Origin of the sequence: Pullulanibacillus pueri (genome assembly GCF_014639255.1) — a bacterium.
Classification (GTDB): Bacteria; Bacillota; Bacilli; order Bacillales; family Sporolactobacillaceae; genus Pullulanibacillus; species Pullulanibacillus pueri.
This window is the reverse complement of the sequence record NZ_BMFV01000035.1, coordinates 15,496-38,045: the sequence shown is the minus strand read 5'-3', so window position 1 is coordinate 38,045 and position 22,550 is coordinate 15,496. Positions and strand designations below refer to the sequence as shown.

Annotated in this window: 22 protein-coding genes and 1 pseudogene; 3 read left to right on the top strand and 20 right to left on the bottom strand. The window is 36.7% G+C overall.

Features of this window, described 5'->3' with window-relative positions:
• Positions 1-175: 175 nt before the first annotated feature.
• The 8 genes from IEV91_RS17625 to IEV91_RS17590 form a co-directional block, all read right to left on the bottom strand.
• Positions 176-1,477, bottom strand: a complete 1,302-nt coding sequence (locus IEV91_RS17625) for a Gfo/Idh/MocA family protein (RefSeq protein ID WP_188498749.1) — start codon at positions 1,475-1,477, stop codon at positions 176-178.
• A gap of 800 nt (positions 1,478-2,277) precedes the next feature.
• Entirely contained in the window at positions 2,278-3,273 is a 996-nt protein-coding gene (locus IEV91_RS17620; RefSeq protein WP_188498748.1) for a type I phosphomannose isomerase catalytic subunit, read from the bottom strand.
• Between the two features lie 9 nt (positions 3,274-3,282).
• The gene (gene rpe / locus IEV91_RS17615) at positions 3,283-3,960 is read right to left on the bottom strand and encodes a ribulose-phosphate 3-epimerase (RefSeq protein WP_188498747.1); all 678 of its coding nucleotides are present in this window, start codon (positions 3,958-3,960) and stop codon (positions 3,283-3,285) included.
• Between the two features lie 24 nt (positions 3,961-3,984).
• Positions 3,985-4,902, bottom strand: coding sequence for an ABC transporter permease (locus IEV91_RS17610; protein WP_188498763.1), 918 nt, complete (start codon positions 4,900-4,902; stop codon positions 3,985-3,987).
• Positions 4,903-4,964: 62 nt separating this feature from the next.
• Positions 4,965-6,476, bottom strand: coding sequence for a sugar ABC transporter ATP-binding protein (locus tag IEV91_RS17605; RefSeq protein WP_204871335.1), 1,512 nt, complete (start codon positions 6,474-6,476; stop codon positions 4,965-4,967).
• Positions 6,477-6,509: 33 nt separating this feature from the next.
• Positions 6,510-7,511 (bottom strand): sugar ABC transporter substrate-binding protein, encoded by a 1,002-nt coding sequence (locus IEV91_RS17600; RefSeq protein ID WP_188498746.1) that lies wholly within the window; start codon positions 7,509-7,511, stop codon positions 6,510-6,512.
• Positions 7,512-7,596: 85 nt separating this feature from the next.
• Positions 7,597-8,832, bottom strand: coding sequence for an anhydro-N-acetylmuramic acid kinase (locus IEV91_RS17595; protein ID WP_188498745.1), 1,236 nt, complete (start codon positions 8,830-8,832; stop codon positions 7,597-7,599).
• A gap of 90 nt (positions 8,833-8,922) precedes the next feature.
• Positions 8,923-9,996, bottom strand: coding sequence for a LacI family DNA-binding transcriptional regulator (locus tag IEV91_RS17590; protein WP_188498744.1), 1,074 nt, complete (start codon positions 9,994-9,996; stop codon positions 8,923-8,925).
• Between the two features lie 259 nt (positions 9,997-10,255).
• Here IEV91_RS17590 and IEV91_RS17585 point away from each other — a divergent pair, with 259 nt between their 5' ends.
• Entirely contained in the window at positions 10,256-10,636 is a 381-nt protein-coding gene (locus IEV91_RS17585; RefSeq protein WP_188498743.1) for a helix-turn-helix domain-containing protein, read from the top strand.
• Between the two features lie 207 nt (positions 10,637-10,843).
• Here the strand turns inward: IEV91_RS17585 and IEV91_RS17580 are convergent, their stop codons facing one another.
• The 5 genes from IEV91_RS17580 to IEV91_RS17560 all read right to left on the bottom strand — a co-directional run bounded on the left by IEV91_RS17580 (position 10,844) and on the right by IEV91_RS17560 (position 14,257).
• On the bottom strand, positions 10,844-11,227 hold the full coding sequence (locus IEV91_RS17580; protein WP_188498742.1) for a VOC family protein: 384 nt from the start codon (positions 11,225-11,227) through the stop codon (positions 10,844-10,846).
• A gap of 108 nt (positions 11,228-11,335) precedes the next feature.
• Positions 11,336-11,698, bottom strand: a complete 363-nt coding sequence (locus IEV91_RS17575) for an ArsR/SmtB family transcription factor (RefSeq protein ID WP_188498741.1) — start codon at positions 11,696-11,698, stop codon at positions 11,336-11,338.
• Positions 11,698-12,117, bottom strand: coding sequence for an SRPBCC family protein (locus IEV91_RS17570; protein ID WP_188498740.1), 420 nt, complete (start codon positions 12,115-12,117; stop codon positions 11,698-11,700). The genes IEV91_RS17575 and IEV91_RS17570 overlap by 1 nt, the downstream gene beginning before the upstream one ends.
• A gap of 515 nt (positions 12,118-12,632) precedes the next feature.
• On the bottom strand, positions 12,633-13,037 hold the full coding sequence (locus tag IEV91_RS17565; RefSeq protein ID WP_188498761.1) for a VOC family protein: 405 nt from the start codon (positions 13,035-13,037) through the stop codon (positions 12,633-12,635).
• Positions 13,038-13,312: 275 nt separating this feature from the next.
• Complete coding sequence (locus IEV91_RS17560) at positions 13,313-14,257, bottom strand: helix-turn-helix transcriptional regulator (protein WP_188498739.1); 945 nt, start codon at positions 14,255-14,257, stop codon at positions 13,313-13,315.
• A gap of 393 nt (positions 14,258-14,650) precedes the next feature.
• Here IEV91_RS17560 and IEV91_RS17555 point away from each other — a divergent pair, with 393 nt between their 5' ends.
• Entirely contained in the window at positions 14,651-15,019 is a 369-nt protein-coding gene (locus tag IEV91_RS17555; RefSeq protein ID WP_188498738.1) for a VOC family protein, read from the top strand.
• 212 nt (positions 15,020-15,231) lie between these two features.
• On the opposite strand, the gene IEV91_RS17550 is transcribed toward IEV91_RS17555, so the two are convergent.
• From IEV91_RS17550 to IEV91_RS17540, 3 genes and pseudogenes are all read right to left on the bottom strand, one after another.
• A complete protein-coding gene (locus tag IEV91_RS17550) occupies positions 15,232-15,558 on the bottom strand; it encodes a hypothetical protein (RefSeq protein ID WP_188498737.1) in 327 nt (108 codons plus the stop codon).
• 259 nt (positions 15,559-15,817) lie between these two features.
• Positions 15,818-16,726 (bottom strand): hypothetical protein, encoded by a 909-nt coding sequence (locus IEV91_RS17545; RefSeq protein ID WP_188498736.1) that lies wholly within the window; start codon positions 16,724-16,726, stop codon positions 15,818-15,820.
• A 752-nt stretch (positions 16,727-17,478) separates the two neighbouring features.
• Positions 17,479-17,625 (bottom strand): annotated as a pseudogene (locus IEV91_RS17540) (VanZ family protein); the annotation flags it as partial.
• Between the two features lie 832 nt (positions 17,626-18,457).
• Here IEV91_RS17540 and IEV91_RS17535 point away from each other — a divergent pair.
• Positions 18,458-19,228, top strand: coding sequence for a hypothetical protein (locus IEV91_RS17535; protein WP_188498734.1), 771 nt, complete (start codon positions 18,458-18,460; stop codon positions 19,226-19,228).
• A 131-nt stretch (positions 19,229-19,359) separates the two neighbouring features.
• Here the strand turns inward: IEV91_RS17535 and IEV91_RS17530 are convergent, their stop codons facing one another.
• The 4 genes from IEV91_RS17530 to IEV91_RS17515 form a co-directional block, all read right to left on the bottom strand.
• The gene (locus IEV91_RS17530; protein WP_188498733.1) at positions 19,360-19,776 is read right to left on the bottom strand and encodes a VanZ family protein; all 417 of its coding nucleotides are present in this window, start codon (positions 19,774-19,776) and stop codon (positions 19,360-19,362) included.
• 4 nt (positions 19,777-19,780) lie between these two features.
• Positions 19,781-20,020: a hypothetical protein gene (locus IEV91_RS17525; protein WP_188498732.1), complete on the bottom strand. Its 240-nt coding sequence runs from the start codon at positions 20,018-20,020 to the stop codon at positions 19,781-19,783.
• A gap of 241 nt (positions 20,021-20,261) precedes the next feature.
• On the bottom strand, positions 20,262-21,383 hold the full coding sequence (locus IEV91_RS17520) for an AAA family ATPase (protein WP_188498731.1): 1,122 nt from the start codon (positions 21,381-21,383) through the stop codon (positions 20,262-20,264).
• Complete coding sequence (locus IEV91_RS17515) at positions 21,383-22,546, bottom strand: coiled-coil domain-containing protein (protein WP_188498730.1); 1,164 nt, start codon at positions 22,544-22,546, stop codon at positions 21,383-21,385. The genes IEV91_RS17520 and IEV91_RS17515 overlap by 1 nt, the downstream gene beginning before the upstream one ends.
• Positions 22,547-22,550 lie beyond the last annotated feature (4 nt).

Here is a 22,550-nt window from a genome sequence, read left to right as displayed (position 1 = left end):
CAATCACGACATGAAAAAATTGCCAAAAAGATAAAATCTCCAACCTAAGTGGGCCACGCTATTTCTATGCCCTTAAATGATTAAACTCTTGAAATCTAGTTATCTAATAAACTTATCAGGGGGCAGAAGACACCCCCGCCTAAAAAGGAGAGTGTTACGCCACATCTCTCACCATTTAATGAGAGGGATGGCTGGGCTCTCGAAGCAGTTCTTCAATGCTAAACGGTCTATTCTCTTTACTAGACCGCCAAACAGCTTCTCCCATTGCAATCGAATAGGCGCCAGCCTCTGCTCCAGCTAAAATAGGAAATGGTCTAACGGGGTCCACCCCTAGAAAAAGATCTTCTTGAAGCAATGGGTCACCTCCGCCATGTCCCCCTTCATTTTGTACAACATGGATCACCTCTTTTGAACCAAAGAGGGGATAATAGTCAATCGTTTGTTCAGGAATAGGGAATGGAACCCGGCTTGGTTCATCAAATTCTTGTGTCTCAATTCTTCCTTTCGTTCCATTGATCGCAAGTCGATAACCTTCATAGGGAAGAGAGAAATTAACCGAATAGCTTAAGAAGGCCCCTTGTTTATATTTAACCGTTACAGCATAGGTATCTTCTATATCAATTTCTTGGTCAAAAATGCAAGAATCTGGACGATAATTGGTATAGTTTCGTGAAGACTTTTCAATACTGTCCACCTTAATATGGTCATCCTTTGCAGTGATATTATTTCTTCGATTGGACCACCGCATATAATATTGGCAGTTGATCTTCTCCTCACAACTACCACAATAACGATTGTCAATTGGACTGGGATTCAGTTCACCATTCTTTCCATAGTAATTCAAAGCACCATAAGCAAAGATTTGCTCCGGGGTTTGATTAATCCACCAATTGACCAAGTCAAAATGGTGTGTAGATTTATGAATCGATAACCCGCCAGAATGTTTTCTGTTGCGATTCCATCTTTTAAAATAACTCGCACCATGGTATGTATCCACATACCAATTCAAATCAACGGATGTAACCCGGCCGATTTTACCTTCTAAAATCATCTCTTTAATTTTTCTATGAAAGGGATTATATCGATAATTGAAGGTCACAATTACTTTTCCGTTGCTGTTTTTTTCTGCCTCCACAACTCTCCTGGCATCGTTGGCATTTATAACCATAGGTTTCTCGGTAATCACTGTTAAATCGTTTTTCAAACCCTGTAAGATATAATCAATATGGGTATTATCTCTGCTTGTAACGATTATCGTATTCGGCCTAATTTCTTCTACCATTTGTTGAAATCGATCTGGGCTAAATAAAGGGACAGTATTGAGCTTGGGGAAACTTTCCTTTGCTAATTCATAACGGCGAGGGTCAGGGTCAAGAAGACCAACAATTTGATTGTTATCCGAGAAATTAGTGAAGATAGGCTCGATATACATTCCCATTGCCCTGTTGCTTAATCCACAAATTGCAATTCTATTCATTAGTTAATCCTCCAAACAGAGAGTGTTTTTACCCTTCCTTTTGTATCCCACAAAGCTTTGTCCAAAGAATCTTTTTAAAACTCTTATGAACTGTCACCGTTTAATTCCCTCTTTATTATATGAAATCCCTTCCCCCCCTTAAATTTAAAATTCAGTTTTCTTTTATAAAAAAACAGTGTTTTGTAAAATTAATGGCAAAAGAGGTTGAGACAAAAAAACAATGAAGACAAATACCGAGCAATGTAAGTTCAAAGATTGAGTAGGAAAAGGAGAACGTGGTCAAAATACGGAGACTCAAAAAATCGTGAGAATGACGATTTTTTCTGAGAGTATTCTCCTAGTTACTTTCCTTAGTCCTACGGGAACAGCACGCGTCCGAAGATTCACTTTGGAGCACTAAAAGACCCAATCCAAAGTGAACTGAGGCCGTGCCCGTGGAAGGCGAAGTATTTTAGCGGAACGATTCGCCTCATACTAAGTATAAAGAAAAATCAGTCAATTCATGAAGGGTTTTTTGAAGAGAGGTATTAAAAATTTTTCAAAACAAGATAGCTTAATGAAATGATCATTTTGAGTGTAAATAATTTTTACAATATTATAGAGTTGTAAACTCCATAAAATAAACCACAACGGAGTAGCTCCTTCAGAATCCAGGTTTTCCGGTCCCTAATTGACAATTAAGGAAACCTTTCTTCTTGGCTGAGCTTTGGTTGTGGTTCTAATATTAATTATAAGTTTCGAAACTAAATCAATCTATTAACTTTTAAAATGTTTTAACCTTAATTTGGTGTAATAAAAATTTATTTAGACTCCTGGCTTCCATATTCAATCTCTCTCAATATCTCTTCCCTCACATTATCTAGTTTAGGAACATAACTTTTTAAAACTTTCATTCTCCCCTCGAATGTATACTCCCCTAGTTGAGCAGGAATTAAGAAAGTTTCTCCACTGTTAATTGATTCATATGTGTTGTTATAAATAATCCTACCGTTCCCTTCCACGCAGGTAAATAAGTAAAATCGTTCAGGATCACTTTTTTCTCTGAGACTTTGTTCTATTGTATAGTTTTCCCAAGCAAAATGTTTGTCTAAGCATAAGTAGCTTTTTGTGTAACCCTGTCGTTTTGTTTCTAGACCCTTTGTGATCAATTCGGTGGACTTTAAATCTGCAACTTGAAAAGCATACTCTAAATCCAAGCCCCTACCCCTGCTATAATCATAAATTCTGTAGGTTGTGTTACTATTACAGCATAGTTCCACAAGAGTGACATCTTCGCAGATTGCATGTATAAGACCACTAGGAATAAAAACCACATCACCCTTTTCTACATAAACTTTCTTTAAATAGTTTTCAATAGTACCATTAAGTGCTGCCCTCTTTAAAACGGTCTTATCTCCTGTTTGGACACCCGCATATAGAAAGGCACCTTCTTTTGCATCTAATATATACCAAGCCTCTACCTTACCCATTGGTTCTTTTTTCTCATGGGCGAATTCATCAGTAGGATGGACTTGTATAGATAGTTTCTCTTCAGCACTTACATAGCGAAGCATTAATGGAAACCAATCAGACTCAATTTTAGTTCCCAATAGTTTTTGACCTTCTAGTTCAATAAGATCTGTTAATTTCATTCCTTTAAATTGACCATTGGCAATAATACTTACATTTTCCGGATGGCAGGATATTTCCCATGTTTCTCCTATAATCCCCTTTGGTAGATTGGGCTTAAACTCTCTCAACTTTCTGCTTCCCCATGGTTTTGAGATATAAATAGTATCAAATTTTATGGGATACATAACAGCCTCCTATTTTGACATCTTTTGTTCAGTATATTTTCTTATTTGTTCTACTTCTTCTTTATAATCTGTATCTGGACCTTTAAATATTGAGGAAGTCCCAAGTACAAGTACATCTGCACCTGAATTTATTACCCTTGGTATAGTTGTTTTATTAATATTGCCGTCCACTTCAATCATTGCATTTACATTTTTTAACTCTAGAAGCTTCTTTACCTCTGTAATTTTCTCCAAGGTATTTTCTATGAATGCTTGTCCTGCAAAACCAGGATTAACAGTCATAATTATTATAAGATCGATATCTTTTATGACATGTTTAATGTTTTCAACTGGTGTAGATGGATTTAATGCAACACCAACACACATTCCCAAATCTTTGATTTTGTGTATGATTCTGTGTAAATGTAAGGTTGTTTCTGAATGTACTGTGACAAAGTCTACCCCTATTTCCGCTAATTCCTCTAAAAACAAATCAGGATTCATAACCATTAAATGAACATCTAGTGGTATCTTGGTCTGTTCTTTAAATGCCTTTAGCATGTATATCCCTAGTGTTATATTAGGAACGAAAACACCATCCATAATATCACAATGAATCATATCTACTTTAGCTTCTTCTAATCTTCTTAATTCCTCACCTAGTTTTAGAGGGTTTCCGCACATAAGAGAAGCTGATATTTTTATCAATAGAGAAATACCTCCCCAGTTACTTTAATCTTTACCACGACGTCCAAGAGTATCTAATAAAACAGCTAGAATAATAATGCCTCCCTTAATGACCATTTGATAATAAGAGGAAACATTCAAAAGTGTTAATCCATTTCCTAAGATCCCAATAAGTAATACACCAATAAAGGTTCCACTAATATTACCCTTACCACCTGATAAACTTGTCCCTCCCACTATGACACCAGCAATAACATCTAATTCAAATCCGTCACCTGCACTTGGCTGGCCAGATGCTAATCGTGAGGCTAGAATTACTCCAGCTAAGCCCGTTAAGAGACCGCTTATTGTATAAACATAAATTTTTACTCGATCGACCTTCAACCCTGACCATTTACTCGTCTGTTCATTTCCTCCAATAGCGTAAATATATCGACCAAAACGAGTAAATTTTACGATATAGGATCCTAGTAATAGGATAATAATCATGATATATATCGGGATGGGGATGCCCCAAAAATAGCCTGTTCCTATATAGATAAAACTTGGGCTTGTTTCAGAAATTGGCATTCCATCCGTAAATATATAACTTAATCCCCTTATTGCACTCATTGTCGCAAGTGTGGTTATAAAACCCGCAATTTGACCTTTTGCTGTGACAAAGCCATTGAAGAAACCAACTGCTGCCCCAGCTAAAACACCTACAAAGAGAGCTAAAAATGGCGACTCTATAGAACTGTACATCATTGCAGCCATAACGCCCGACAATGCTAGAATGGACCCTACTGATAAATCTATCCCGCCGATTAAGATAACTAGAGTCATTCCTACAGAAGCAATCGAAGTAACCGACAGTTGCCGAGCTATATTCATTAAATTTGAGACTGCGAAGAAATTATCAGCTACCAAGGACATGACAATAAATAATACGACCAATGCTAAAATCAATCCATACTGTCTCATACGATCAAAACTTAATTGTTGCCCAAATGGGAAAAATACTTTATCCTTTTTAGCCAACTGAGTCATTTTCTTACCCCCATTGCATATTGCAAAATGGTTTCTTGATCTAATCCAATATTCTTATGATCAAAAGTGATTTTCCCCTCATGCATGACAATTACCCTATCACTAACATTAAGTATTTCAGGAAGTTCAGAAGATATCATAATAATACTCATCCCTTCATCTACCAACTTTCCCATCAACTTATAAATTTCGTTTTTAGCCCCAATATCAATTCCTCTTGTAGGTTCATCTAAAATTAAAATTTTTGGGGAAACGGATAACCATTTCGCAATAACAACTTTTTGCTGATTACCACCACTTAATTCTGCTGTTATCTGATTTGGACCAGAAGTAGCAATAGAAAGATCATTAATATATTGGGTTGACATCCGATTTTCTAATTGTTTTCTTAGAATGAAAGGATTTAAATATCTTAATTTTGTTAGACTCATGTTGTTTTTTATAGGTAAATTTAAAATTAATCCTAGATCTTTTCTATCTTCAGGGACTAATCCGATGTGATGCCTGGTAGCTTCATAAGGATTCTTAATATTTACCATCTCCCCCTCAATCCATACCTCTCCATATTCCATTTTATCTATACCAAAAATGACCCTAGCTAATTCAGTTCTCCCCGCACCTACTAATCCAAAAAAGCCTAAAATTTCTCCCTTATTTAGATTGAAATTAATATTTTGTAACAAACTCTTTGAACTTACATTTTTCACGGAAAAAATCGTTTCTTTATTTTTATTGACCTTTGAAGCATTATCCCTTGTTTGAGTAATTACTTCCTTTCCTACCATCAATCTTACAAGTTCATTTTCCGTGGTGTCACTAGTTTTTAATGTATTTACATAGCACCCATCTTTCATAACTGTAATCCGATCAGTGATCGAAAAAATTTCTTCCATTCTGTGAGAAATATAAATGATGCTATATCCTTTTTTCTTAAGATCTTTTATTAAATTAAACAGATTCTTAATTTCGTAGTCTGTTAAGCTTGCAGTAGGCTCATCCATAATAATAATTCGAGAATTAAGAGATAAACATTTTGCAATTTCAACAGATTGTTTTTGAGCTGTACTTAGTTTCCCAACCTTAAGTTTTGTATCAATCTCCATACCAATTTTCTCTAAATACTTTTTAGATTCCTGGAACATCTTTTTCCAATCAATATGTTTTAGTGAGTTAATGGGTTCCCTTCCCAAAAAGATATTTTCAGCAATACTGAGATTGTCCACTAAATTAAACTCTTGATAGATCATGCTTATGCCTTTTTCTAAGGCTTGGAGAGGGAATTGAAATTCAATTCCCTTTAACTCTCCATCCCCATTTCCAAGGAGAATGGCACCTTCATCCTTTTGATAGATTCCTGTTAGTATCTTCATTAAAGTTGATTTCCCAGCACCGTTAGCTCCCATTAACGCATGAACTTCACCTTCATTAATCTCTAACTGAGCATTATCCAATACCTTAACTCCGGAAAAGGACTTACTAATATTCTTCATTGATAAAATACTTTTCACACTATCACCTTTTCCTTAACATTTTCACACTAATTATTTGTTATACTGAGAATCTCTTTTAATAAATTTTTCCACATTCTCGGAGGTTACAAGGCTAGTTTCAACAGGTATTGTCTTTTTTGGTGTTTTACCATTTATAAAATCCACTGCATTTTTCACAGCAAGTTCCCCCATTTTATAAGGGTCTTGGGCAATGGTTGCCTTGAGTGGTGTATTATTCTTGATAGCATCCAGTACATCAGGGGTTGAATCAACACCAGCAATAAATAAATTTTTACTTCCCCTTGCTTGAACTGCACTCAGAGCTCCCGTAGCAGCGCTTTCATTAACTCCAAAGAAAGCATCAATATCTGGATGAGCTTGAAGTATATTTTCTGCTGCTTCAAGAGCCTTTGACCTTTCCATTCCAGCTCCTTGATTAGCAACAACCTTTATTCCCGGTGATTTTTTAATTTCCTCGAGAAATCCAGTTTCTCTATCTTTGCAAGACGTAATTGTTGGCCAGCCAATAATTGCTATCTTACCCTTCCCATTCAATTGTTTTGTAACATATTTAGCTGCCGCTTTTCCTATTTCTTTGTTATCTGAAGCAATAAATGAAGTGGTATCTGCCCCAACCACACCGATATCTACTGTAAACACACCGATATTCTTATCATTTGCCTCTTTTACAACATTTGATACTGCCTTTGAATCAATTGGATTAATCAACAAAGCATCAACGTTTTGTTGCAAAAGGTCTTCTACATCTGCTAACTGATTTTCTATCTTATAATTTGCACTGGTCATTTTTAGATCTACATTTAATTTCTTTGCTTCATCCTGGGCCCCTTTTTGCATTGCGACAAAAAACGGATGAACACCTTGTCCAAAAGAAAAGCCTAATTTGATCTCACTATTGGATGTAGAATCTGAGTTCCCAGCATTTGGATTTGAACTTGAACTTTCCTGATCTCCATTGGCACAACCTGATATAAGAAATGCCATAATTATGATGGTAACGAGTAATATGAAACTAGTACTTTTCTGTTTCAAATTTCTTCCCCCTGTGATACCATAATTTTGATACTATTTTTAAAGGAAGCTGTAATGACTTTGTCGGGTTATATACAGTTTCCTCTTATTTTTTCTTAGGCAAAAGTCCAATAGCTTTAGCATGCCTTGGTGCATACGCAACTTTACCCATAATGGCATAATTGTCCGCATGGCTTGCACCTGGAATATTATTGGCCACTTGATGTAGAGTTGAATAACCTATAGTTGCAAACTTTATCGCCTCTTTAAATTGTGGTGGAATCCCATATTCATCCGACGTTGTAAGACGCATACCCTTAGGCAATTCCTCCTGAATATATTCCATTAGAACCGGATTAAAAACTCCTCCACCGCTTGCAATCATAACTTTGATATCCTCAAATGAGGGAATATTATCCTTCGCATTTTTTGCAATTGCCTTCGCTGTAAAGGCACAGAAGGTTGCCATAATATCTTCACCAGACAAGTGACTAAATTTCTCCAAAATGGAATCGCCATATACTGAAGAAAAGTCATTTCTCCACGCAGATCTAGGAAGTTCTCGCTCAAAGTATGGATGTTTCATTAGTTCTTGAAGCATTTCATCATTAACTTGACCTTCAGCAGCAATCCTCCCTCCTTTGTCATATGATATGTTGTAAAGTTTTCTGCAAGCATGATCCAGTAGGACATTTCCAGGACCTGTATCAAAGGCAATCATTTGACTTCTGTCCTTCTTTACAAATTGAACGTTTGCTATCCCACCTAAATTCAAAGTCAGTGTTGGTCCATTATTTTTAAAAACAACCCAATCCAAGTACTGCATGAGCGGTGCACCATTTCCTCCAAAAGCATGATCCGCCTGTCTGAAGTGGGTAATTGTAGTAATGTTAGTATGGGCCGCAACCACATTCGACTCTACAAGTTGATAACAAATTGGATAGGGACCATTGAACCATCTACCGACAAGGTCACTTTTTTCTTCATCAGTCATTTGATTAATTTTCTTGTGATCTGGTTGCTCTTGGTAGATGGTTTGACCATCTACTGCAATCCCATCAATCTCAAATGGTGATAAATTCAGTTTATCGAGTAGTGCATTAGCTACATTGGCGAACACAGCACCAGCAACATAGTTTAATCTCCCTAACCCTTCCATATCAACTTTGTTGGCAAATGTATCTAACATCACCTTTTGGACTTCTTTAGGCCATTGCATCGATAATCCATCTATATATTTAGGTGGATTTGGATGACCATCAGCTCCCATAGTAATTTCGATCAAAACTGCATCAATTCCATCAAAAGATGTTCCACTGTTAAGACCAATCATTAACGACATTGATTTTCCCTCCTTAAATTTATAAAAGACTTTTTCAAACCAATAATACTGTAGATATTCTTTACATCTAAATCACCTCCTTAAGTTAATTTAATACGTGACATTAGAACCACAAGACCCTCTAATCACCAGTTCAGTAGACAAAATGACCTTCTTTTCTTCATTTAAAATAGTATTTGGATTCTCTATTTGTTGAAGTAATCGACTAATAGCAATTGTGGCGATGTTATAAGTTGACTGTTTAACTACTGTAATGGGTGGATTAAGAAGTGATGCCAAATCAAAATCATCCCAACCAATAACAGCAACATCATCTGGTATTTTGAGACCAAGATCATTAACTGCAATCAATACGCCGGTAGTCAGTAGATTATTTAAGGCAAAAATAGCTGTTGGCCTGTACTCTCTATATTTCAAAAGATTCTTTGTAGCATAAATTCCTTCACTCACATCCCCTGGTTTGACATTTTTATAAGATTTATTGAAAACAAGATTAGTGTCAAAAGGGAGTGAATGATCAAGCATTGCCTGTCTATAACCTTCGACGCGTCTAAAAAAGGTACTAATCGTTGAACCAATAATCCCTATTCTTTTATGACCTAATTTAATTAAGTGACTAGTTGCTTCATAGGCTCCTCTAAAATTATCCGATGCAACTGTCGGAAATTTTAGGTTTGAAATTTCTCTATCGATAATAATTGTTGGTATAGATTCTTTATAGGTCATATTAAATTGAGAATCCTTTCTCTCAGACTCTTTTAAAGCACTAGCAATCATTAATCCGTCAATTCTCTTTTCATACAACATCTTTAGATAAGAAATCTCTCTATCCCCATCCTCGTCAGTATTACAAATGATAATGTTATAACCCTTTTTCACTAAAACACTTTCAACTATTCTTGCAATTGAGCTGAAGTAAGGATTACAGATATTAGCTACAATCAATCCAACAGATTTAGTCGTTTTCTTCTTCATGCTTTGAGCAATTCCGTTAGGGATATAATGGAGTTTATTTGCGGCCTCCCTAACTGCTTGAGTTGCCTCATGAGATGCACTTCCATATCCACCTAAGACCCTCCCAACTGTTGCAGTAGAAACACCAGCTAGTTCAGCTACATCTTTAATCGTGTATTCTTTACTTTTCTGTTCACTCTTCCTAGGCATAACATTCCTCCACCATTGAGAACGTTCTCATTCATTGAAAATAAAGTGATAACGTTCTCACTTAAATCCGTCTAAACATAGAATTCAGAAATCAAAATTATCTTTTATATCTGAATAGAAAAAATCCTCGTTAACTAGGATTATATATAACATTTTGTTGTTTGTAAATAACCTTTACAACATTTAGGTACTTTTTGATAACCCCTTTACCAATTAGTTATATAATGCACGCAAATTGGGATGGGGAGGTTGTCCGATAATGAAGGTTTTCCAAGAACGTCTGCGGTTACTAAGAGAAAATGCGGGTCTTAATCAAGAGGAAATAGCAAAATTACTTAATATCACCACTAGCGCATACGGCTATTATGAGCGGGGGAGAAATGAACCTTCCTTAGAAACCTTAAAGCAAATGGCTTCAATTTTTAAAGTTTCAGCTGATTATTTACTTGGGACAATTAATGACTATCACCATACTACAGTCTTCCAAACACCTGATGATTTAACACTCACAGAGAAAGAGCTCCAGCTTATTAAGGAATTGAAAAAAGATGAGAGCTTCGTCAACGAACTAGCAGCTAATCCTTCAGAACATATTCAAAAATTGAAGCGGCTATGGCGTTTTATTCAAGAGGAATATTAAAATTAAGCCCCTTAACTTTTAATAAATGTAAAAAAATAGTCACTCCAATAGGAATGACTATTTTTAGTAGGTCTAATTACAACCTTAAGAAGTACTCCTCTTACATTTTTCACAAAAGCGTACACCACTAACCTCTACTGTCTGCCACCATAAAATATCTTCAGAAAAGCACTGATTTACAAGATAATAACACGGAAGGCCACAACCTCATTTCTTCCGAGAAACAATCGCAATCCAATTGTCATCAGGGTCGGTCACATAAGCTCGGCGATTTCCCGACATATGATCGTGTGTTTCGATAACGACCGGTACTCCGGCCTCACGTAAATGCTCGACAGCTTGATCCGCAGCTTCAGCCCAAACCGTGAGTTGGAAGGGGTGGCCAGGAGTGGGTGCTGACACGCCATCATCCTTTACCGCATCATTGGTTGTCAAAGCGATCACTGAATCTCCGAGGCGAAGTTCAACATGGTCCGGTTGTCCTTTGTCCGGGAACTGAAAGGTCTGTTTAAACCCGAGAAGATCACGGTAAAACCGCAAAGCTTGATTGATGTCCTGTGTATAGACATGGGGGTAAGCAGATAAAAACATAAAAAATCTCCTCCAATACAATGATTTTCGTTTCATCTAACAGATACTTACTCTCTCGAAATATCGGAAACACACATCAGTTTTAAAAGCCTTACTTGCATGCACATATCACTCTTCATGATCGCGTTTCGAACTTTCTGCAGACTGTTTAAGACGAAGAAGCCTTTCATCCCAGAATTTTTCATACTTTTGAACCCACGGCTTTAACACATCCCTTATAACCTCCGGATTGATCCGGTAGATATGCTCCCTGCCACGCTTAATGCTGTACACAAGGTTTAATTTACGCAATTGCATTAAGTGTTTTGAAATGCCGGAACGAACCAGATTGGGGAAGTGCTCGCTGAGTTGTGTCACTGTCATTTCACCACGTTCTGCCAATAGATCTATAATGGTACGACGTGTATTGTCCCCGAGGGCCTGAAAGAAGTCTTTTTCATTCACGTTTCCTGGTTCCTTAGAGGGTGCCATTAACCCTCAGCTCGTGCCTTTAAGTTCTCCAGTAGGTGGTGACGGGTCCAGCCTTTCTGGTATTCGTTATAAGTCCGTTCCCACCCTTGCTTTCTGACTTCTTCAAAGCCTGAATGCGTGACATGAACCCTGACGCCTTCGGATATTTCCTCCAAGCGGAAGGACACTGTTGTCGGATTCAACCAATCGGAGCCCTCTTCATACCAGGAGATGGTAATCCCCTCCAAAGGACTGATTTCCAATACTTCGCCACAGATGATCTGGCTTCCCTCAGGATCCGTGAGTCGATATTTGCCATGAACGCTCATGTCAATCTGAATATCCGCGCCAAACCAATCTTTCATCCCTTCCTCGGTAGAAATTAACTGCCATACCTCTGATACACTGGCCTTGATATCAATAAAACGCTCAACAATCAAACTATTTCACTCCTTATGTTACTGAAGGGTAACGCGTTACTATATAGTAACATAACTGTTAGATTTATAATTGTCAAGGTGTTTTTAAAATTTACTGAAATTATTTATGGCTTTAAACAAGAGATGAGTCAGATCCAGAAGCCATAAATGGTGCTAGCCCCAAGAATGCACCACTTCATCTATGTTCTCCGTCAGTAATGACGATGAAATCTCCATTTGCAAACAAAAACTTTTACCAGTAGAAGCCTTAGATATTTAAAAAAGCCTCATCCCCTTATTCTTACTGAGGCATGAGGCTTATGGCTTTCCGCGATTGTACCAGATTATGAATTGTGATTTTCTATTGCAGAGTGCGTTGGGCGCGTAATCATTAAATCTAGTCTTATCAACAAGCTTATTCAATACCCTAAACAAAAAAAGAAAAATAAAGGAACAAACTTAACATGGAGACATGGTCTCTTTTATATGAAAAGAACACCCTGCCTCCGGATTGACTCCTCATTCAAACCTCTTTTTCAACCTCTTCGGCTGAACCGTTCGATAGCCTCCTCGGTGACCGGCTCAAAGAGATTAACGAGGTTTCCGTCGGGATCACGGAACAACATCGCACGGTTCCCCCATGGCATCGTGGTCGGTTCCTTTACCCACTCATCTACAAACGATTTCAGGCGCTCGTATTCGCCATCAATATTATTGACGCGAAACTCAATAATGAGGGAGTGATTGTTAGCAGCCACTGCGGAGCCAGGACCAAACAGTGGTACCGTCTGCAAGTGACCGATCGCAAGAGTACACGATGGCAAAACAAGTTCAGCAAAGACAGGCGCAGGGCGTTCAGCCGAAATACCCGTAACTTTTTCATAGAATTTGACAAGACGATCCACGTCTTCAGTAATGATACGAACAGAAGCAAAATTCACAACTATCATCCTTCCTTTAGTCAATGAGGCAATCTCATCCTATGCATTTAGGTCAATACCAGCGGAACTTTTTAAAGGGTCCGATTGAATGAGAAACTAAGCCATTTGGACCCTGACCACGCTTGCTACTGATCGTCCCATAATTTATCCCAATAACCCTTCTAAATGTCAATTGCTAGTGTCCTCCTTCTAAGCAAGACATCCTTTGCGTTTATCTCTCACTCCTTTATGTTGACTCACTCTGATTATAAAACGACGCTACTGACATCAGTATGTCAGTAGCGTTTTAAAATTTTTTGAGCTTCCTCACAAATCCGATGTTGGAGTGCTTTAGGCTCCAAAACAACTGCATCAGCTCCCCAACCAAGGACCCATTGCAAAACTTCATCCAAATGCCGAACACGTAGGTCTACATAAAATCCATCTTGATGCTCTTCCATATCCACGATGTAATGATAGTTTGATTCCTTCACCTTATCAGCGATGTCATGGTTAAAGCGAATGCGGACGAATAAAGAGCGATCATCTAGTGGGGTATACTGACTCAGTTTAAAATGCAGGGGTAATTCGAATCGCTCCTTCAAGTCTATCAATTCTGTGATTCGGGATAAGCGGAAATGACGAATGTCTTGACGCAGATCACAATAGGCAACCAGCATCCATGAGCCTTCAACGAGCACCAACCCATAGGGAGCCACAGTACGAACACTATGCCGCTCTCCTTCAGCATCTGCAAATTTTTTAACATAATGAAAGTTGATTTTTCTCTTTTCTAATATCGCTCGACGGATCCTTTCTAGATATTCTCTTTCTTTTGACTGATGCTCCTTATCAGAATGGAGCAAACGCATAACATTGCGTACACGAGAAGTTTCATCGAGTACACGCTCCGGCAGAATGGCCTCTATTTTGCAGCGCGCCTCTTGAGCCTTGACACGATAATCATCATCAAATTGTTGTTCGATAAAGTCCGTTCCCATCAGCAAACTTACGGCCTCTTGAACCGTGAAACTAATAGGGGGTAGGAAAAAGCCTTCCATTAGGGAATAGCCTGTCCCAGGTGCCCCGATTATTGGTACACCGGCCTCACATAGTGCTTGGATATCGCGGTAGATCGTCCGTACGCTCGTTTCAAATAGCGCCGCTAAATCTTCAGCCCTTCTGACGTCTTGACGTTGTAACTCGAGCACGATGGCTAACAAACGGTCTGTTTTATTCATGAGTCTACCCCTTAATGGTTATTGTTAGAAAACTTAGCCTTTCGACAGCCTTATTGGCGAGGCCCATAGTTGCACTTATAAGGTCCTCCAAGATTCTGACGTTATAAAATAAACATACCATAACTGTACGGGGAAAATGATTGAGTGAATCTAGAGTTTTTAGTCATAGAAGGGGATGAATAGCTATGTGGGAATCTCTAAAAATAATCTGAGCCTTCAGTTTGCGTTTATCCGTCAACTGGCCCACTTTTAAAATATAAATAGAAGAAAACATGACAAATCAGCATTAAGGATTTCCCCTATTTAAAAAATTAAAACTTTTACTGTTGGAACCGTCCAATCTGGATTATGATATAAAGGTACACATACTCTTTTCGGTGGGAGGAAAGCATTATGAAAATGGAGCATATTGGGATCATGGTAAATGACATGGATGAGTCTTTAGCTTTCTATCAAAACATTCTGGGTTTAGAGCTAAGAAATAGAGAGTGGCTAAATGATAGTGTTGAATTGGCCTTTTTATTTTTTCCAGAGCAGCCGAGTGTAGAGATTGAACTTGTCTATGGTGACAAGATCGAAACCGAAGGCATCGTGAACCACTTAGCCTTTACCGTTGAAGACATTGAAGCCGAACTCTCACGACTAAAAGAAGCCGGCGTGACATTAGTTGATGAAGAGCCTCGAGGAATTTTAAAAGATACCGTCAAAATCGCCTTTTTCAAAGGCCCGAATGGCGAGAAGCTAGAATTGGTAGAAAGATAAAGGCGACAAAAAACAAAGATTTCTATCGTCAAAATGATTAAATGGGCGGTCCGCCGCTCTCTTTTTATTGAAATATTTATTTATTTCCCTATAAAGCATTTTTCTTTCAAATTTTTCCACTCAATAATCAGAAAGACTTCATTCCAATAACTATACAAGAAGCCCCCTTGAATAAGTCTTGTACTCTATAAAAAAATAAGCCCCGAAGGACTTTATCTGATAAATTCTTTGCATTTTTTTGATGAGGCCACAAATCTCCCATCGATGTATCTCCATTCGCTGATCTCTAAAACCTCTTCAAATAGGAGCACATCATCATTTTCTTCATCAAGTAAGTGATCAGGAAAATAATGTGGCTTTTTAAGGCGGATTGGATGACCCTGATATTCTAACAACCGGCATAAATCATCCCTCGAATAAATGGTAAACCAGATATAATCACTCAAAAAATCCTCTTGAGCTGTATAGATTGGAAGTACCCCGTGCCAGCCATCGTCCCTTTTGACTTCCACTAAATACTCTTTGTCCATCACTTCCAAGCCCAACACCTCCTTCACATTTTCTCTTAATACACTCTTTCGACACAAAAACTCAATTTCCTTTTTATTTCCACAAAAAAAACCTCTTTGGGAGGATTTTTTAATGAATCTGTATTAAAGTTACCCCTACGTTACATGAAGCGCTCAACCCCTTATACATATATCTTCTATACGATTGGTTCTCATATCTATATAATATTCCACCACTAGTAATAAGATAATTTTCTCTTATCAGAACAATTATTAGAATATGTAGGAATTAGTCTAGCGCCTCTACTAAATTATTATTTACAAATATACCCAAGTCCTCTAAGTTATAGAATCTGATATCGACGTCCGCATATGTCTTAAGTTTATCATTTATAGCTTTTTCAATTTGAGCTTTATTTATAAAAGGCTTAACTGATACAAAGGCAAAAATGAATTTGAATTTTTTAATATCTCGTTTGCTCTGTAGGATTTTCTCGACTAAGTTACTAATGTCTAATACTTTACTCATATTAATTCTACCACTTTTAAAGAGTTTAATTTCTATACCAATAATCTTATTGTTCTTAAACGCCATGCCATCAAAACTTATTGTTTGGCTCCCTAAATCCAATGCCATTTGTCTCCTAACAGTGACCCCTAATTCGGATTCCAATAATCTCAAAACAGACTCTTCTGTTAAAAGACCAAGATTGGACAAATTTGAAATAATATTCTCTGCGTTATCATGAATAAAACTTAGTACACTTTCACCGTTATTATTCGCCTTGTCCTCATCACCATTATTAGCCTTAACCTCTTGCATTGAATCATTATCACCAGCATCTTTTTCTTCATTTTCAACCTTTAATAGATTCATGACCTCTTCTTGACGTTTTTCCCTTTGTTCTGACGTACTTAACTGTCTAAAGAAATTATTCTCATCTCTAAAATCACTTGGCCCATATAATTTCTGATGATGATAGACTACGAGGTAAATGAAGGCGGATAATACAATTAACGGAAACAGCACAATAAATAACACTAAAACCCAATTTTGATTTTTCGATAATGCACTCGTTGATACTGTCAAAACCAAACTCGCTATAGCGTAAATTAATGAAATAAAAAGAGCTATAATACCTAAAGGATTCTTTATCATTTCTTTAGCATTGCTCATAAAACCATTTACAGTTTTCATAGCTCCTCCTCTTTCAAGTTATTTTCAATAGTATTGGCTTGAAATTTCTAGTATGATATATCTTGATATTCGTCAAATGTTGATTGAAAACCTCCATTACTTCTTCAACTTTTTAATGGCGATTGATTATTTGTTGAATAAAAGCCCAGATCAATGAAACATTATAGCTATGTCCCATTGGCCTCAGCTAAAACTCGTTCAATCACAATAAATGCGTTTTCAATATTATCTTGGGATTAGGTTTACTTCTCTAAATTAAATAAGATCAAGAGAGTTCATTAATTTTTTCTACAGATTGTTGCCATATGACAACGGTACCCTTTTTGAAAGGATTTCTAAATTTGAATTAGTCATTCCAGCATTAGAGCAGGCTGGGGTTAAAATTTCTAGAACCCGGCTAATCCTTGAGCCTCAAGTTTTAAAGGAAGATTTTCCAACCTTAAAACTACATAAAGGCGAACCGGTATTATTACTTTGCTGTATAGCTTTTGATGAGCATGAACACCCCGTGTCATTGATTGAACACCTCATTACAAGCCAAGGCGCACAAAGCTTACTCCATTTTGATTTTCCTAATAACTAGTAATAAAGAACCCCTATTAATCAAGTCATTGATTAATAGGGGTTCTATTTCAGCCACGTACAACCTTATAATAGTTTTCTACTTTTTTCTATTTCAAATAAGTTCTTTCTTTATCCGCTTCAATGAGTGCCGTTCTTGATAACCCAACCCCCGTGGACCATTCATGATTTCAGTTGATCTTGGGTAATAGCTTCCAATCCTCATCTTTTCTACTAGTCATTCTTAACACTGAATAAAACACGCTTCCCAGCAAAGCCCCTAATGTATTCAAAATCACATCATCAATATCTGTGCAGCGGTTAGGCATAAACAACTGAGAAGAGTGATAAAAGGTATGAAAGAATAGCTCCTTTCTCTAAAGTGTCAACAACACTCACATTTCGAAATGTTGTTATTGAAATGTGAGTCAATCAGATCCGTAATAAGGCGGCTATTCATCATTAAAAATCCCAATATTAGGGCAACCATCTTGAGATGAACAATATGAGGCGCGCTGGTTTAAACTTAAGTAAAAGATCCTAAATTTGCAGGTGTACCCCAAATTTATACTTTCAGTAGTCGTATTCATGGCTGTTGAACCTAATGTATATTTCATTTATAATGAACGTATAATAAAAAGAGACCAAGCGAAGCGAACGCTCAGTCTGGTGGCAACTACATGCCGCATGAAGAGCGGCTGACCTCAAGTGAATAGTAGTAAACAGAAAAAAGTAACTACCTTTACTCTTTGGTCTGAGGGGGCGGTTACTTTTTTCTTTGTAAGACGAGCATCACAACACTCGAGAAGACTCCTATCAAAACTAAGTTCGAATTGAGCGCTATCATATTCAAGCAATTTTTTTCATTAAGTGAGGCGAGACAGCTATATGCAAATTTCTTATTATCTAGTCTTTCAAAATCTATCATACCCACACCTCCAAATGCTTTTTACAGAAAGCATAGCATAAATAAATGCAGCCAGGGCATGAATTTACAGGCTTAAACACGGTGTATAACCCACTTAAGTCTAACTTGATTGCATACTAAAAACTTAAATTCCCCCACTTATCAAAAACCCTTCTAACTTCATTTTTATGTAAAATGCACTAATTATTTTCTTATGTATAGGACAAATTTACTACCTCATATATTGATATGGGGTGATAACCATGGGTTTAACTGTTCGTTATTTAATGATTGATGATATCAAGGAAATACTTTGTGAAGAGGAATTCAATCATGATATAACGGGTCTCAGAAAAAGAGAAGAATACCTCAATTTTTTCAACAATTTAGATGCAACTTTTATAGTTGAAGAAATGGAAAAAGGATACCGTCTAATTACTGGTCATAAGGATTATTACGTCCTAAGAAATAGAAACAGGCGAGGTACGCTATTACCATGCCGCTTATATAAGTATAGAAATAATCGAGAACGTCTAATTCATTTACTTGCTCATTGCTTAAAAGAATCCAAGACGACCACTTGGAATTTAAAACACAATATTCTCTTAAAACTTCTTGACTCCAATCTATCGGTTCAAGAAGTTGCTAATCAAATAAGAAAACCGATAAATGAGGTAACCCAATATTTAATTGTTGAGGATGTTCCCGCAGAGTTCCACACACAAGTTGAGGAGAATCAAGCAGCCACTACTGTTAATGACATGGCTCGCTTTCTTAGAATAGACAACACTTTAGATGAAGCTGTAAAATACCATTTATTCGAACTAGCAACATTACCTGTAAATAATCCGGAGCGTCTTATTAAACGACGTTGGGATATTCTTAAATTATCCATTGAAAATGCCAATAAACTAGGCCACTTAACAATTGAAGAACAGCTTAACTGGATTAATTTAATCTTCCATTATGAAGAAATTGTGTTCAGACAATCCCAAAACTATATTAATCAACAACTCTCTACTCCATTTATTTAACATAATACTCTTCTAATAGTAGGAGGCTATCCTGTAATTTATACTTCCAATTGAACTAATGTTTAAAGCCCTTGGGTATACATTGAATAATATCCCTTTATCAGCACCTCCATTAAATACAAAAGGCGAGTCTACTTCTTCCAGTGGTCATTCTTCCAATTCGAATAAATTACCCATCCCAGCAAGGTCCCTACTGTATTCAAAATCACGTCATCAAAATCTGTGCACCGGTTAGGCATGAACAACTGAGTAATCTCAATCATCATTGATAATAGGCAACCTATACCTACTATCCTCCACTTATTCTGATTGGGTAATCTCATTGATAGGGTAAAGCCAAAAGGGATAAACAACATGACATTTCCTATATTATTAATGATGAAAGAAGAGAAAGACGCAAAGTGGAACATAGCCAGTGGATTAAGGTTAAGATAGCCCTTTTCTACACCAATACCTAAAGAGCTATGCGGAAGAAAAGTAAAAAATAAAATAAATAAGATGGATAATACCAGCAATGCATTTTTGCGGTTTGTTACTATGTGCCTCAACGGATCAATCTCCTAGTTCTTTAAGAATATATTCAACAATAGCATGAATCTGATCACCCTTATCAACGGACTCATCTATCTGACTGTTCAACTTAGCCAGAAGCTTTTCATGGAACTGCAAATCCATCACTTCCTCCCACTCAATGAGGTAACAACGGTTCCGATCTTGCAAATATTGAATAGTATTCTCGTCTTCCCTCATTCCTTGGCGGTGAACGATAATCAGTGGTTTGTCTAATTGCATTAGAGCTATTCACAATCGTGCCAGATTGTGGACTATAATCTTCTATTTCATAGTAGTGTTGTACTGTGCAATAGTTATTAAATTAAGAAGCAGAGTCAATCAAATTTCCGCTCAGTGTGGTTCCTTTCCTGCAGTAACCAGAATAGAATCACCAACCTTAATGCTATCTTCATAATCGAGGTAATAATAACTTTTGTATCCTTCATCAAAGGTTCCTATTACTGAGTTTTTGATTGTTGATTTATTGCTCTATGGAAAAAAGCCCACCATCTTGAGGAACATCCTCTTTAGTAATTAACATCAACGATTCTTTAGCAATATGCTCCGTCAACTTTGACAGCCTCTTCGACTGATTCAGCGTTATATCATCAAACAAATTCCGAACAAGACGACCATTTGAAAAGTGATCATCTTTTTCATTTAATTTCATTTGCAACAAATCGCGAACTTTTTCAATAGCTTGATCTTCGGCAAAATAGTCATTTTGATTGCAGGTGTAAATGAATATTTGAACAAGCTCATCGAGTGAATAATTACTAAATGAAATAAATGTATTGAATCTTGACTTTAATCCTGGGTTGGATTCAAAGAATTGCTCCATTAAATTCGTATATCCAGCTACAATTACAACTAGGTCATTGCGATAATCTTCGAGAGCCTTTGTTAGCTCAGTAAGACTTTCTCTCCCATAACTATCGCTATGGTCATTCTCTGTTATACTATACGCTTCATCAATAAATAGGACTCCACCTTTTGCACGATTAATTAATCTTTTTACCTTGATTGCCGTTTGTCCTTGATACTCAGCAATTAAATCAGTCCTACTCGCTTCAATAAATTGTCCTTTACTTAATAATCCGATAGCTTTATACATCCTCCCAACAATACGAGCAACTGTAGTTTTGGCTGTGCCCGGATTACCAAGAAATGCCATGTGCAAAGTTTTGTTAGACTTCTTCAAACCGTTTTTCACTCGTAAATGTTGTATTCGATTATAGTCAATCAAATCACGGACTTGTTGCTTCACATTTTCGAGACCAACCAGTTCGTTTAATTGGTTAAGTAGCTCATCCAGTGAAACATTTGATGACTCTTTTAAGTCTTGGAAAAGCCCATCAACTTTTGATGCTCCTAGATATTTGTATAATATCTCAATAAATTTTTCTTGCCTTTGCTCCATCTTAGGCAAGGATTGTTTCTTAGTTAAGATACCTAAGTTTTTTATTAACTCTAAAACAGCTTTATCATTCAGTTCATCAGTTATTTCTTGAGCTAATTTTTCAAAATTAGACGTTTGCCCTAAGGTAACATCTATCTGCTTAGCCTCTTTAATCAACTGGTGTTTGTAACTTTCTGAAATCATCATAACACCCCAATTATCACCAAAATCACTAGAACACATGTTATAGCAATACTAGCAAATGAAATAAGTTTAGTAGTCTTCAAAATTCTTGATAAGTTTCCTGTCAATAGGCTAAGCTCAGTGATCTCATTTTTGGCTATAGACAATTCAGAGTCAAGATAGGCAGACATACTTTCTCCTTGTTGCTCGATTCCAACCTTGAGTTCCTTAATAGCATTTTCAAAATTTATCTTGTTTTTTGTGACTTCGTTAGTAGTTGAATGGAGTTTGGCATCAAACTCAGAATTGTTTCGAGCAACTTTTTCAGATAAGGTCTGGATATCAACCTGAATTAATTGTTTTAGATCACCAAGTTTCTCTCCGTGAATAACAGCTTCTTTATTTAGAGTTTCGATATTTGTACTGTTTTCTTTGCTTATTTCTTCGATTTTAGAAATACTTTCATTTTGATTTGAAACCAATTGCTTCACTGTTTGAAATTGCTTAACTTGATTTGCTTTTAGGTGATTCAAATTATCTTGAAAAAATGACTGTGACGATAACAATGCTTTCATTTTATCAGTCAGGTCAGTTACTCTCAGTTCTTGAGCTTCTATCTTTGCATCGATTTCTTTAACATTACTTTGCATTGTAGTAAAGACAACAAAAATTTTATCCACATCTGCCAAGTGTTCTATCTTCTCAATCTTTTCTTTAAAGTTATTCAGAACTTGAATTACCTGTTTTTGTTGATTAATGATTTGTTTAATCTCATTCTGATTTTCTTGAACGCCCTCAATTCCTTTTAATGCTTTTGAATTAGCTTCTTCAGCTGCTTTCAATGAGACTAAAATTCCCTGAATGTACTCTTGATCTAATGCAGAAAATGTATCGTAAATAGTATTAAACTCTTGAATCGTTCTAACAAGTACTTTATTCTGCTCAATCATTTTATCTTGAATACTTTCAGTTAGCCTATTTAAGTCACTACCCGTCACATCATAATTAAACCACCCAAATAACCCTCCCGAAATTGGGACACTAGGTAACTCTGCTTCTTTAGGCAATTTCTCACTGAATGCCTTTAGCTCGTTTTTCTTTTCATTGAAAACATTGGAGCTAGTGGTCACATTTCCTTTCTGCTCATTATTTTGAGTTTGCTCTCTCTCCCTTATATCCAACACTTCT

Bases quoted from the DNA above. Each gene is read 5' to 3' on its own strand.
- IEV91_RS17625 (WP_188498749.1), bottom strand. From the start codon at position 1,477: ATGAATAGAATTGCAATTTGTGGATTAAGCAACAGGGCAATGGGAATG.
- IEV91_RS17620 (WP_188498748.1), bottom strand. From the start codon at position 3,273: ATGTATCCCATAAAATTTGATACTATTTATATCTCAAAACCATGGGGA.
- IEV91_RS17610 (WP_188498763.1), bottom strand. From the start codon at position 4,902: ATGAGACAGTATGGATTGATTTTAGCATTGGTCGTATTATTTATTGTC.
- IEV91_RS17595 (WP_188498745.1), bottom strand. From the start codon at position 8,832: ATGTCGTTAATGATTGGTCTTAACAGTGGAACATCTTTTGATGGAATT.
- IEV91_RS17590 (WP_188498744.1), bottom strand. From the start codon at position 9,996: ATGCCTAGGAAGAGTGAACAGAAAAGTAAAGAATACACGATTAAAGAT.
- IEV91_RS17585 (WP_188498743.1), top strand. From the start codon at position 10,256: ATGAAGGTTTTCCAAGAACGTCTGCGGTTACTAAGAGAAAATGCGGGT.
- IEV91_RS17580 (WP_188498742.1), bottom strand. From the start codon at position 11,227: ATGTTTTTATCTGCTTACCCCCATGTCTATACACAGGACATCAATCAA.
- IEV91_RS17575 (WP_188498741.1), bottom strand. From the start codon at position 11,698: ATGGCACCCTCTAAGGAACCAGGAAACGTGAATGAAAAAGACTTCTTT.
- IEV91_RS17560 (WP_188498739.1), bottom strand. From the start codon at position 14,257: ATGAATAAAACAGACCGTTTGTTAGCCATCGTGCTCGAGTTACAACGT.
- IEV91_RS17555 (WP_188498738.1), top strand. From the start codon at position 14,651: ATGAAAATGGAGCATATTGGGATCATGGTAAATGACATGGATGAGTCT.
- IEV91_RS17545 (WP_188498736.1), bottom strand. From the start codon at position 16,726: ATGAAAACTGTAAATGGTTTTATGAGCAATGCTAAAGAAATGATAAAG.
- IEV91_RS17535 (WP_188498734.1), top strand. From the start codon at position 18,458: ATGGGTTTAACTGTTCGTTATTTAATGATTGATGATATCAAGGAAATA.
- IEV91_RS17525 (WP_188498732.1), bottom strand. From the start codon at position 20,020: ATGCAATTAGACAAACCACTGATTATCGTTCACCGCCAAGGAATGAGG.
- IEV91_RS17520 (WP_188498731.1), bottom strand. From the start codon at position 21,383: ATGATTTCAGAAAGTTACAAACACCAGTTGATTAAAGAGGCTAAGCAG.